The organism is Neochlamydia sp. TUME1 (assembly GCF_000813645.1).
Taxonomy (GTDB): Bacteria; Chlamydiota; Chlamydiia; order Chlamydiales; family Parachlamydiaceae; genus Neochlamydia.
This window is the reverse complement of record NZ_JRXI01000218.1, coordinates 12,646-26,168: the sequence shown is the minus strand read 5'-3', so window position 1 is coordinate 26,168 and position 13,523 is coordinate 12,646. Positions and strand designations below refer to the sequence as shown.

7 protein-coding genes and 2 tRNA genes are annotated in these 13,523 nt (G+C 39.2%); 7 read left to right on the top strand and 2 right to left on the bottom strand.

Annotation, left to right across the window (positions count from 1 at the left end):
• Window positions 1–23: 23 nt before the first annotated feature.
• On the bottom strand, window positions 24–1,070 hold the full coding sequence (locus tag DB41_RS10055) for a rod shape-determining protein (protein WP_174232801.1): 1,047 nt from the start codon (window positions 1,068–1,070) through the stop codon (window positions 24–26).
• Between the two features lie 64 nt (window positions 1,071–1,134).
• Window positions 1,135–4,620, bottom strand: a complete 3,486-nt coding sequence (locus DB41_RS10050; protein ID WP_039386911.1) for a DEAD/DEAH box helicase — start codon at window positions 4,618–4,620, stop codon at window positions 1,135–1,137.
• A 783-nt stretch (window positions 4,621–5,403) separates the two neighbouring features.
• Between DB41_RS10050 and DB41_RS10045 the strand changes: the two genes are divergently transcribed.
• The 7 genes from DB41_RS10045 (at window position 5,404) to DB41_RS10015 (ending at window position 13,426) form a co-directional block, all read left to right on the top strand.
• Window positions 5,404–5,475: transfer RNA gene (locus tag DB41_RS10045), tRNA-Gly, on the top strand.
• Between the two features lie 33 nt (window positions 5,476–5,508).
• Window positions 5,509–5,580 (top strand) — tRNA-Gly (locus DB41_RS10040).
• Between the two features lie 110 nt (window positions 5,581–5,690).
• Window positions 5,691–7,025, top strand: a complete 1,335-nt coding sequence (gene tig, locus DB41_RS10035) for a trigger factor (RefSeq protein ID WP_039386909.1) — start codon at window positions 5,691–5,693, stop codon at window positions 7,023–7,025.
• A 63-nt stretch (window positions 7,026–7,088) separates the two neighbouring features.
• Window positions 7,089–7,694: an ATP-dependent Clp protease proteolytic subunit gene (locus tag DB41_RS10030; RefSeq protein ID WP_039386906.1), complete on the top strand. Its 606-nt coding sequence runs from the start codon at window positions 7,089–7,091 to the stop codon at window positions 7,692–7,694.
• A gap of 17 nt (window positions 7,695–7,711) precedes the next feature.
• Window positions 7,712–8,968, top strand: a complete 1,257-nt coding sequence (gene clpX / locus DB41_RS10025; RefSeq protein ID WP_039386903.1) for an ATP-dependent Clp protease ATP-binding subunit ClpX — start codon at window positions 7,712–7,714, stop codon at window positions 8,966–8,968.
• Window positions 8,969–9,091: 123 nt separating this feature from the next.
• Window positions 9,092–10,012 carry a hypothetical protein gene (locus tag DB41_RS10020; protein ID WP_039386900.1) on the top strand — a complete coding sequence of 307 codons (921 nt, stop codon included), beginning with the start codon at window positions 9,092–9,094 and terminating at the stop codon, window positions 10,010–10,012.
• Between the two features lie 666 nt (window positions 10,013–10,678).
• Window positions 10,679–13,426 carry a hypothetical protein gene (locus DB41_RS10015; protein WP_039386898.1) on the top strand — a complete coding sequence of 916 codons (2,748 nt, stop codon included), beginning with the start codon at window positions 10,679–10,681 and terminating at the stop codon, window positions 13,424–13,426.
• Window positions 13,427–13,523: the final 97 nt, after the last annotated feature.

The window sequence follows — 13,523 nt, the reverse complement described above, 5'->3', positions numbered from 1 at the left end:
ATGCTTACCTATTTACCTATCATTTACAATTGTTTACGTCTTTTGAATTTATCCAAATATTCTAGCGCTTTTCCTGTGCCCAAACATACGGCAAGTAAAGGATTTTGAGCGATGATAACCGGTAAGCCTGTCTCTTTAATCAAAGCTTTGTCAATGCCTTTAATCAAAGCCCCTCCTCCCGCTAAAACCATTCCCCTTTCCACCAAATCGGCCGCTAATTCAGGAGGACATTTTTCTAACGTTAGCTTAACGCTCTCAATAATTTGTTGAATAGGTTCAGCTAAGCATTCTCTAATTTCTACGGAATTAATTCTTTTGGTTACAGGTAGCCCTGCCACCTGATCTCGTCCACGAACCTCCATTTCTAGTTCGTTACCTCCCAAGGGATAAGCTGACCCAATGGTCATCTTAATTTCTTCTGCAGTCCTAGGACCGATCATCAAATTGTAAGTACGGCGCATATAATTGACAATGCACTCGTCAAACTCATCGCCTGCAATCCTTAAAGAACGGGATTCTACAATTCCCCCTAAAGAGATAATAGCAATTTCTGTTGTCCCTCCTCCAATGTCAATAATCATATTGGCAGAGGCTTCATGGACAGGCAAATCGACTCCAATTGCTGCAGCCATAGGCTCCTCTATAAGGATGACCTCTTGAGCACCAGCATGCAGAGCAGAGTCCTCTACTGCACGCTTTTCTACTCCTGTGATGCCTGAAGGAACAGCGATAAGAATTTTAGGTCGAAATAAGCTACGTGAAGGTGTCACACGTTTAATTAAAGCTTTAAGCATACCTTCGGCGATTTCAAAATCCGCGATCACCCCGTCTTTCATCGGCCTGACGGCATGTATCTTACGAGGAGTCTTGCCTAACATCGCTTTTGCTTTTTGGCCGACAGCCAAAACTTCATTAGTAGTAGAATCAACAGCCACAACGGAAGGCTCTGCTAAAACGATTCCTTTTCCTCTAACAAAAACTAACGTGTTAGCTGTTCCAAGATCAATGCCAATATCATTTGAGAAGACGCCACGAAACTTAGTAAGCTGCCCAAAAGCAGAACGGGCCATTTTACTAAAGTTATCTTTAATTCCTAATTGATTTTTCTTACTCATGTGGCCTCTATTGTACCTTTTATGTTTGCAACAACTCCAACACCTCTTCCCAAGTCAATTTCGAGATAGCTTCGTCATCTGAGCTTACGACTTTTTTCACAAGACCTTTTTTACGATTCTGCAGCTCCATGATTTTTTCTTCGATTGTATTGAGTGTCACCAATTTATATGCTGAAACGGCATTTTTTTGCCCAATTCTATGCACGCGATCTGTTGCCTGATTTTCTACGGCCGGGTTCCACCACATATCATAATGAATGACGGTATCAGCTCCGACAAGATTTAGCCCTGTACCCCCGGCCTTTAAAGACACTAGAAAAACAGGGATATTTTGATCCTCGTTAAATTTTTTTACAATATTTAAACGATTTTTACTAGCTCCATCCAGATATTCAAAAGGAATACCTTGCCTTTGTAAATCTTCCCGCATGATATTAAGCATGCGCGTATACTGGCTGAAGATAACAGTTTTATGCTTTCCCTCTATAAGGGTTTGCAGCAACTCCATCAACATATCGTATTTAGAAGAATCCCCCACTTCTGCTTTGTCTTTAGCAAAGATTGCTGGATGGCAGCAAATCTGCTTCAAACGAGTCAGTGTGGCTAGCACATGAATCTGAATTTTTTCAAAGCCTTCCCGCTTGACTAGCTTAGAGAGTTCTTCCCTTGCCGAGGCGGCATAAGAATGATAAAGCTCACGCTGAGTTTCAGAAAGATGGCAATGGTAGACAATTTCAGAGACAGGCGGTAGTTCGGAAAGAACGTCTTGTTTCATGCGCCGTAAAATGAAAGGAGAAACTTTCTGGCGTAAAATTTCCAGTTGGGAGCCGGCAGGCTGGGAAGGATGCCGAATATATTTTTCCACAAACCTTTCATAACTGCTGAGCAAGCCAGGCATTAAAAAGTCAAACAAGCTCCATAGCTCATCTAATGAATTTTCTATAGGCGTACCTGTTAAGATTAGACGATGAGCGGCTTGTATCATTTTTACCGATTTGGCATTGCGGGTTCCCCGATTCTTAATATGCTGGGCCTCATCTAGAATGCAATAACCGAACTTAATAGTAATATAGAAATCTACATCTTTTTGTAAAAGACTATAAGAGGTAATAATGACATCGAAGTCGCGAATAGAGGTTAATAACTTTTTACGTTGAGTGGGAGTGCCGTCTACAGCTAATACTTTAAGCTGAGGGTTAAACTTACCAATCTCTTCTTTCCAGTTATAAACCAAAGAAGTAGGGCAAACAACAAGAGAAATAGCTTTAGGATGCTCAAGTTTATGCTGCGTAATTGCAATAATGGATTGCAAAGTTTTTCCCAGACCCATGTCATCAGCTAAGATACCGTTCAAATGCATGTCACGTAAACGGTTAAGCCAGCTCACACCTTCATTTTGATAGGATCTAAGAGAGGCTTGAATATTTTTAGGAATAACACTTGTGCAAGGAACAGCCATTCCTAACATCTGCTCTTGAATGAGTTTTAGCTTAGGGCTCATGGTAATATCTAGAGGTAAACCTTGGTAAGCCTTGACATCGATACTTGATAAGCTCCACAAAGGACAAACCTGCACATGGTCTGCTAGCTGTTTAACCCCTATATCATCTAGTAATTGGATAATTGGCGCCAATTTATCCAGCTCTAAAACGAGAATTTTATGCGATTTAGAAGCAGAATCTTTCTTTTTCGTGCTCTTTTTTCGTGCTAACTCTACAAAAGCGCGCTTTGTTGATAAACATTCCCACAACATATCTAAGGTAAAGCCGTTTAAATACCCATTCACCTTAATGTGCACTTCATACTGGTCAATACGATCGGTTTCTTTAAGGTGAATTTTGAATTTAGTCTCTTCATAAATAAATTGATCTAAAAGATTTTCAGGGCAATTAAATTTAATACGATCTTGATTATGAGGGATAATATCGGTCATAAATTCAATAATTTTTTTATCTGTTTTGGCAATAAAAAAACCGGTCGAAGGATCGTAAATAAAATCTTGGAAGAGTTCACGTAAGATTTTTTGCTCTTCTGTCAAATTACGTGCTAAAATTCCTTCTGTTGTTACAAAGGGTAAGATGTGATTAGGATTAATTTGCGAAGGAGCCGCAGGTACAACAATATCATCATAAATAAACTGTAACGCGGCTTCTAGCTCACCATTTAAATAATTTATATCGCAAATAGCACGTAGCTTACCCACAAAAGGTAAGGTCACAAAGCGATCGATAATCTCACGATTATAAATATCTGCATAGCGCATAAGCTCAGGTAAAGAATTTTCAACGAAAGTTCCAAAAAGAGCTTCAGGGATGGTTACATCACGGATAGCTGGTAGATTACGGAGATGTTTGCGTCGAATACGTGGCTGGAATCTATAATAATTGTTTTGATACAATAAGCCAGGCTTGGCACATTCAAAGAGGCGCACTTCTGGTAAAGTTACCCTCTGATCCTCGTCAATCATCAAAGTTGGATTAACCAGGATTTTAGGGCTATCTGCTTTTATATATTCTAATTCAAAACGCAACTTCCCAAGCTGGCCTGAATAACGTAAGGGCTCCTCCATAGTCCCACAATAAAAACAAGGCAACAAGGGATGTTCAGCCTCCGTTTCATAAGAGGTGTTTAAAGCTTTAGGGCGAGCAATAGCTCCCTCATAAGCCTGAGCAAGAAGATTTCCGAAGGCTTCTAAATCAATGTGGATAAGGCGTAAATTGCGATCTTCTTTTACTTCAGGGAAACGTGCAAAATTCATCAGCATTTTAAGAGTTTGGGCACTATCCTCATCAAAGGATTGCAAAGTGAAATAATAACGTTTATTTCCAATGTAAAAAGGCTCTTGATAACATAAAGAATCCAAGAACTCTCGAGCATTAGCGATATTTAAAGGCTTAGAACGAAAAGGCAACCTTAAAGCTAGCTGCACTTCCACATAAGATTGCGGGGAAGTAGGGGCTATATTTGAGAAGATGATAGCCAATTCTGCTTTATCTTGTATTAGCTCTTCTTCGGGAAGGAAAAAAGGAGATTTTCCTAAAACATCCGATGCCCCTACATATTCTATAAGCAGCTCTTTTTGCTGTTTTTTGTTGCGACGCACGGTTTCCTTAGTTTCCGCTTCCTTAAAGGTTTCTCGTAGGGTCTCCTTTTCAGATTCATCGATAGCTGGATTTTTGCCTAGATCAGTCTCTTTAGAGTATTTTACAATGGTTTCATCTAAATGCGCTTCTAAATAAAACAGAACAGCAGATAAATGCTGACAATCATACTGATGAGGGCAATCGCAATCAGAATCCATGGTTGTGGATTCACGCCTATCAATTTCTATTTCACAATTGTAAGTTTTTTCAAAGGCTCCCTGTACTTTACAACTCAAACGGACACGTTGAGCGTCTAAAGTGACAATCTTTGCCGACGAAACTGTCCCTTTTTCATAGAGAGCTTTTCCATCTTTTAATAAAGCTGACGAGTAATCTTGCTTAAGCTTTCGAAAGTTTAGCATGTTATATTCTTAAAATTTATTTTTTATGAAGGGTAAGAGCTACTGTCCACATCGGCGCAGTATATAAAGTTAAGATCATGTTGTCAAAACAAACTAAAATTCGTAAATAAATTCAAGTATTATTATATTTTTTCTTTCTTTAACCTCTGAACTTTTAAGAAAAATTAGGGACGAAAGAGAGGTAGCATTCCCTATTCTTTGACTTATCTTTCTTATAATCTATATTTATCTCTTTTAACTTGAATCCTCATTCCTCTTGTTTTTTAGCTATTTAAAGTCTTTTTCTCTCTAGCCCTTAAAGCTTTAGTTGCCAATTTTTATAAACGTGGCTAGCATTTTTTTCTTTTGCCGCCTCCCTCTTTAAAAATTTTTTAGCTTTATTTTTTCTAAGGATCCATCCCATTTAACATCCCTCATCCACATAAACTACGCTAAGCTTACCAAAAATTGCTCTATTCCTTGGCCTCTTGCCTTAACTTTATGAAATAACCCCTATTTTTTCTTTTTATTTTTACGAAAATAAAAAAGCTCCTTGCTTTCTGGCTGCCAAGCAAAGGATTCTGTATGAATGCAATAGAAAGGATCTACTGTTAATCCTTTTTAAAACTACACAGCCTCTGGAGAGATTAAATAACACTTTTTGCTTCTCGGTCAAAATCTTTTTCTTAAGGAGACTTTAAACTTTAAAAAGACCCTCGACATACAACCTTTAGCGTCCTCTCTTTTTTCCTTGTTAGAAAAGCTTTATATTTTTATACTTCTACTTCTGCGCTTAAAAATCGTGCGGGTGTAGCTCAGGGGTAGAGCATCACGTTGCCAACGTGAGTGTCGTGAGTTCAAATCTCATCACCCGCTATTGATAAACTTTTTAGGCATAGGAAATAGACTGCGGGTGTAGCTCAGGGGTAGAGCATCACGTTGCCAACGTGAGTGTCGTGAGTTCAAATCTCATCACCCGCTACTTTAGCAATATCTTCTTAATTTCCGTTTATGATAATTTAAAATTTTGATTCCTAGGATAAGTAGTTTTTTTCTATCTTCCTCTCCATCTTTTATTATGAGGTATTTTTGTGTCAGCTCAACAAAACGAATATAAAAATGATAACCTTCATGTTATCTTTTCACGTGCACCAGGATGTAAAATAAAACTCGAGATTACTGTCTCTCCTCTGGCAACCCAGGCGGCCTACAAAAAAGCTATTAAAAATGTTAATAAAGAAGTGACCTTGCCTGGCTTCCGTAAAGGAAAGGCTCCCGAAAATTTCGTGGTGCAAAATTATAAAGCTCCTGTCCACCAAGAATGGAAGGATCTTCTGGTCAACACTGCTTTCCAAGAAGCTCTTGAACTTACCCAGGCTTACCCTTTTAGTAGGAATACCATCCAACGCCCACAAATTAAAGAAATTTCTCTTGAAGAAGGGGCCCACTTAGTCATCGAATATGAAGCAGACCCGCGGGTACCAAAAGTCAAGCCAGATGAACTGACCGTTAAAAAAGCTCAAAAGGAACCTATTAGCCCTGCCCAGGTCCAAGAGATTCTGCAGCAAATTCAACTTTCTCATGCGACTTGGGAAGATAAGGTGGATCATCCTATCATTGAAGGGGATTACGTTGACTTAACTATCGAAAATATGGATGAAAACTTTGAAATTTGTAAAGACTCCCGCTTTCAGGTAGAAAAGGGCAAGCTAGGAGCATGGTTATACAATCTTCTTATTGGCAAAAATGTCAACGATGTTGTAGAGGGCATGAGTGAACAAGACTCTACCCATGCAGAGACTTGTGAAGATCCTACACATGATCATTCTGAGCATGCAAATTTCAAGCCTACCCGCTGCAAAATTACCATCACCGCTCATCAACAAGCGCTTCTTCCTGAGATCAATGACGAACTAGCTGCCAAAGCCGGTGCTCCTACCGTAGAAGAATTAAAGGCCCGTATTGAAAAAAACTTGGAAAAGCGTGCAGATGAGTATGCCCAGATGGAGCAACGACGCCAAATTGAAAAACAGCTAGCAGAAAAATATCCGTTTGATATTCCCTATTCATTGACAAAAGAAGATAAAGAATTGCAAATCATGCAAGCGCTTAAAAATATTCGGAAAGCAAACCTAAGCCCCGAGGAGCGTGAAAAAAAATCTGAAGAAGCCAGACAGCAGATCACTCAAAGCATTGAAAATGCTTATCGCCTATTCTATCTTCTACGCGAGATAGCAGACGATCATCAAATAGAGGTTTCTCAAGAAGAAATCATACAAGAGTTTATGAAACAAATGCTTAGCCAAGAGACCGCTGTTATTGACGAATCGATGAAAGCAGAAGATATGCGAGAAAGACTGTATAGTTTTTTAATCACTCAAAAAACTAAGGACTTTCTTGTCGAGCAAGCCCAGCATATAGATTAATACTTGACTTGCGGAATATTTCATCTTATAAGTTTGAAGAAGCTACAAGAAATAAGGATTGTTATGAATGAAGAAAGATCAAAAAACTCACTGACCCCTTATGTGATTGAAGATACTGGGCGGGGCGAGCGATCGATGGATATTTTTTCCCGCTTACTTAAAGACCGCATCGTGTTTATTGGAACCGATATCACTGATCATGTGGCCAATGTAGTTGTCGCTCAACTTCTATTTTTAAGAATGGAAGATCCTAAAAAAGATGTCAATCTTTACATCAACTCTATGGGTGGCTACATTACTGCTGGTTTAGCTATCTACGATGTCCTACAATGGATGGGCTGCCGCATCAATACTTACTGTATAGGCCAAGCATCTTCCATGGGAGCTCTTTTACTAGCTGCAGGCACAAAAGGCCATCGCTATGCCTTACCTAATAGCCGGATTATGATTCACCAACCTATTGGAGGCGTCGGCGGGTCTTCTGCTGATATTGCCTTGCAAGCGAAAGAGATTCTTTATTTAAAAAAGCGCATTCATGAAATTATGGCTGAAGCTACAGGACAAAATGTAGAAAGAATTGCTCAAGATTCGGAAAGAGATTTTTATATGAGTCCTCTTGAAGCAAAAGAGTATGGCTTAATTGATGAAGTTGTTACACCTAAAAAATAATTTATTTAAAGGTCAAGATGTCAAAAAAACCTACGCCTCTTAAAGAAGTAGTTGCCTGTTCTTTCTGTGGTCGTTCAGAAGAAGCTGTGGAAAAGCTTATTTCAGGACCTAACGTATATATTTGTGATAAATGTGTTCGCCTCTGTGCAGGAATTGTAGATAAAAAAAAGACACCTAATCATGAGCTAAAGCTATTAAAACCTAAAGAAATTAAAGAGCGCCTGGATGAATACATTATTGGCCAGGAAAGTGCCAAGCGAACAATTTCTGTTGCCGTCTACAATCATTACAAGCGTTTACAAGCGCTAAATAAAAATAAAGAGGATGGGGAAAATAAAATTGATTTTAGCAAATCTAACGTGCTTCTTTTTGGCCCTACCGGCTCTGGAAAAACATTAATAGCTAAAACATTAGCAACCATCCTCGATGTGCCTTTTACTATTGCTGATGCTACAACTCTTACCGAAGCTGGCTATGTGGGAGAAGATGTTGAAAATATCATCCTGCGTCTACTGCAAGCGGCTGATTATGATGTAGCCAAAGCTGAGCAGGGAATTATCTATGTGGATGAAATTGATAAGATTAACCGTACCACCGCTAATGTCTCTATCACTCGAGATGTTTCTGGTGAAGGCGTTCAACAAGCTCTTCTAAAAATAGTTGAAGGCACTATAGCTAATGTGCCTCCCAAAGGAGGACGTAAGCACCCTAACCAAGAATATATAAAAGTTAACACCGAAAATATTCTATTTATTGTAGGAGGAGCTTTCGTTAACTTGGAGAAAATGGTAGCTAAGCGTTTGGGAAGAAGTACGATTGGATTTACTAATGAATCCAAAGAAAGTATTGATCCTAATCAAAAGAGTATGCTCTTATCGAAAGCAGAGCCTGAAGATTTTGTTCAATTTGGGATGATTCCTGAGTTTATCGGTCGCTTTAACAGTATCGCCAACTGTAATGAACTTAAGCTAGAAGATCTAAAAGATATTTTAATTAAGCCTAAAAATGCTGTAGCCAAGCAATTTGCGGCTATGTTTGAACTTGAAGGAGTAAAGCTTACCTTTACCGACGAAGCTCTCCATGCCATTGCTCATAAAGCAATGGAAGCTGGCACAGGCGCAAGGGCCTTACGGATGATTTTGGAAAGCAGCATGAAAGAGCTAATGTATGAAGTGCCCTCTGATAGTACCATCGAAGAAATCATTATCGATAAAGAAACCATCACTGATTTAAAAGCGCCTCTTATTAAGAGAAACACTGAAAAGATTGCTTAAGGGCATTGGGAAATGCATAATAAATGCTAAAAAAACTCTTTGGTCAACTAAAGATTTAGAAGATAAATCTTTTCGACCCCTTAAAAGCTTCCACGTTTGTTGCCTTGTCCCAGAGGATTTATCATGAAAGTTGCTCCTCTTACCTTTCCCTTGCAAGAGGCAAGCCTTCGCGAAAGCTATGCTCAACTTCTACCTTCCTCCCTGCATAGTTGCTTAAATGGCCTAGATCCTTTTGAAATCCAATCGCCTGTCTATGGGATTGGATTGGTTGAGCAAGAGCAGCCTGTAGGGATTATCTTAGCGACAGCCCACCTGCAGATACATACTGCTCACATCCATTCGTTAAATTTGGACAAGCACCATGCTAATCCTCGTCTGGCACGGCTTCTTCTAGAGGAAATGTCCAGACTTCTAGCTTCGCTCTCTACCACCTTAGCAACCTTTTCTTACATTCAAGAAAGCCCTATGGCTTCCCTGTTGGAAAAGGTGTTCTTAGAGCAAAAGTGGCAAGGCCCTAGGCCTTTAATCATCGAATGTCTTTTTAAACGCTCTGATTTTAATCTCCAATGGTGGCAGAGCAAAAATGTTACCTTAGCAGAGGGTTTCGAAGAGCTTCTTTTTAAAAAGATCACTCACAAAGAAAGACAAGATCTTATGCATCGTCAGGAACAAATGAGCATTCCCGACTACATTTTTCCTTTAGGAAGAGAAAAAAACTTAATAGAATATGAAAACAGCCTAGCGTTACGTTATAAGCAGAGAATCGTAGGATGGATGATTACCCACCGTACGGCTCCTGAAGTGATACGCTATTCGGCCTTGTATCTTGAAGATGACTTTTCGCACACTGGGTATTGGCTTAAGTTGCTGATAGATGCTTTAAATATTCATAGTACCATGGCTAACGCCCATTATGGGCTTTTAGAAATCAACTTAGACCAGATTTCTAAATCTTGGCGTAAATTTATTGAAAGAAGGCTATTTCCTCAAACTAGCCAAATTTCCCATCACCACTCTTTTTGGAAAGATTTTAATAATCATTAGCTCGCCTCTCCCTTTCCCCTATAGGCTTCTGTCAGCAAAACAACCTTTGCTAACGCAGCAGTTCGACCATTCTCCTAGGCTTAAAAGATAGAGCACAAAAAAATTTAATGACGGGCAAACTTCTAAAATGTTTTTTATTAAGCATCTGCATCATCGGTGGCAGCTTAAATAGACTTTTGAATAAAAAACCCCTTTTCTTAAAAACTTTTGTAGCTTAAATGTAGGTTTATTGACCTAATTTCTGAGAAGACTTTACCTTTTACACCCTTCTTTTTGAAGAATGATTTGTGCTGCCTTGGTTGACCTAAAGGAACTCGAAAAAGTGAGAAAAAGCTACGCTGAATAGCAAGCCAGTGGATCGGGTAGATAAGATTAATGATTGTTATAAAGTAATATTCTTTTCTTATTAATGCCCAGCTTTAAGACCTGTGAAGTAAACCTCTTAAACCTTAATTACTCATGCTAAAAAAGGAAAAACTATAAATATTTTTTTAATAAAATAATTGATGGTAAATTTATTTTTTAATATAATTAAATTATAAGGTTTAAAATTGTTTTCTAAAAAATTTCTTAGGCACGCAAATTACATTCATATCCCTAAAAGAGAAAAGAATACTAAGAATTTTTCGTGCCTAATGCAAAAGCCTTAAGACAGGAGATGTTAATATGGTTAGCCCTCTACAAAATAATAGTCAGCAAGATCCTTCGACCGAAAACATCTCAGCCGCTAATGCTGGGGTGAAAGCCAATTCCAATGCTTCCTCCTCGGCTTCCTCCCCCTCTTCCACACAAGTTTCTGGGGATACCTTAGCGAGTAAAGCTTTAGCTAACCCAGGACTGGTTATTTTCAATCCTGATAATCCTCAAATTCCCAAACCCTCCCTACTCTCTTATTTGCAAATAATTTCTCTTGCCACGCGCATGAATAAGCAAAGCTCATACAGCGAGAGTGCCCTCATTAATCTGCTTCGATCCAATTTTTACAAAAATTCTATCGATAATGCCAATAATCTCTTGCAAATCCTTCAGGAACTTCTGAGCCTACAAGCTGAAACTCAAAAATTCAGCCAAGCAGCTAATGATGGGATTAATTTAGTAAACATACCCATTTCTGACTACAATAGCGGTGTTTCTCAGGATAATAGCAGCACCACAAGTATCCATAACTCAGCCATTAATTTTAATAATGCCTACACCCTTTATCAAGCTCAAACGCAAGCTTTTCTAGCGGGTAATATTTCTGCTGAAGAATATGCCCAAAACACCGCTACCTACAATGCTGCACAAGCGACGTATAATCAGGCTGTTAATACTTACAATAACTATGTCACTTCCCGTAATCAGACCATTAATAATTACAATGACGCTGCAAATGCTTATAACGATCAAGCAGCCAAAAACAATCAAAAGCTAGCCGAGATTAACGAAAAAAGAAAAAGATATGGGTTAGAGCCTCTTCCCGCTCAAGAATTACTTCCTACCTACGCTCCTCTTTTACCTGTAGCCTCTTCTGCACCTCCTGTTCCCGTAAATGTCCCTGCCGTCATTAATGCCTCACCCATCCCTTTGATTACTCCTTATCCCACTGCCACTCCTACCGATTTAATTGAATCTATCTATCTACCTCTTTTTCAGCTCACCTTTGCTGTCGTAGGGCAAATTAACAAGGGCTTAAAGTTAAATCTAGATATGCGAGAATTTCTTGATTATTACTTACCCGTTAAAACATCTTTAATGGCTCTTCCTGCTTCCTTTGCTTCTCAAATGGTTACAAATAACAATTCAGCAGCAGGCAACAGCAACACTGCAGGCTTAGCTTCTATTGCAGCCTCTCTAGAGCCTTCCATCGTCGCAAGGCTGCATAATCAAGGAAATCAAAATGCCTATTATCAAAGGTTTAATGCTGTGTTAAAACCAGGAACGATTGATGTATCCTTAGTAGCCACTGCCAATATATTGGCCAGTGCTTCCCTGGTGAGTGGCCAGCAGATGATTGATCTACTAAAAAATGATGCAGCTGGCCGTACTATTGATGGCGTCAATATAAGCAAAGCTTTAGCCTTAGGCTTTATTAGCAATGTCACCCATCTTATTTCTCAAAATAGCTTATCCTCTGCTTTACAAGACCTTAATGATAACCCTGCCGCTAGCCAGGCTTTAAACACTTTAAGCGCGATCATTAACCTCTCATCGGCAGGAGTAGCTTTAAGTTTACTGTCCTCTTCCTTAGGACAATCTGGCTTAGGCGCCCAATTATTAGGCTTGGCTGGTCTCAGCTCATCCACTATTGCTAGCTTAACTGGGCAAGGAGTAGGCATCAATGATTTCGCTTCCAATCCTTTTGTCCAGGCCTATGCCGCTCAACAGCTATCTACTCAAATTGCTAATGCATTAGGATTGCAAGCAGGCTTATCCTCAAGTGGCCTAGGTGCTCTTCAACAAATGCTTCAAAATGCTGTTTTAACCTCTTTTCAACAAACTTCTTCTGTAGCAGCTTCTGATCAATTTTTTAATAATCTAGCCCAAAATTTAACCAAGAATGGAATTACAGGCCAGCAGGCCGCTGATGCACTTTCTGCTGCTTCTACCGCCTTTTATGATCCGCTTTTTACCTCTCAAATTGATTTTAGAGACGGCTTAAAAAAATCTTTGGAATCGCAAGGTTTTTCTTCAGGTGACGCCTTACAAATAGCCAGTTCAATAGCAGGTGTTGCTCCTACTGCTACAAGCGATCCTTTTTTTACTCCCAATGATCTAGACACCAATCTGTTCATTAGTAATTTAGCCAGCAATTTAACGCTTGCTGGAATCTCTACACCTTCTGAAATTGCCAACAAAGTTGCTGCTGCTTTGTTAGCAAACACCGAACAAATCTCTCAAGCTACTTTAAGAGACAACTTGCAATATCAACTGGGACTACAAGGGTTGGCTAAAGATGAAGCTCGCCGAATAGCTACAGGCATTTCTTTATCTCCCACCCTTGAGAACAATCCTCTTTCCCAAGCTAATCTGCATCAAGAGCTTCTAAGCAGTATGACTGCTGTTTATCTACCCATATTAGGCTTAAAGAAAGCTCAAGAGCAAGCTCAGCAGCTTGCTGATCTGCTGGTGGGACCTGCCAATGCAAATGCTAAAGATATCCATGATGCCGCACAACCTTATTCACTAGTCAGAAGCATTGCAGACCATTTAAACAATATTAAAAACACAGAAAACGAAGCTCTTTTTGAAGCAACCGTAGAAAGTTTTAAAGACTATATTAAGCCTTCTGTAGATCTATATACCTTCACCCAGCGATTGATGGACCCTGCCAATAAGTTAGTCTATGCCAACGATTTAATGCTTGCCCCTGCTGTTAATACGGGTGCCATCAAAATGGGAGGAACCAATCCAGCTTTGGAAGTGGCCGTATAAAAATATTAAAAATAATTATTAAAATAAAGATTTATACTTTATAAAGAAAAGAGCAGCTGAGAAGATAAAATTTAACTTACTTAATCTCAGATACTTA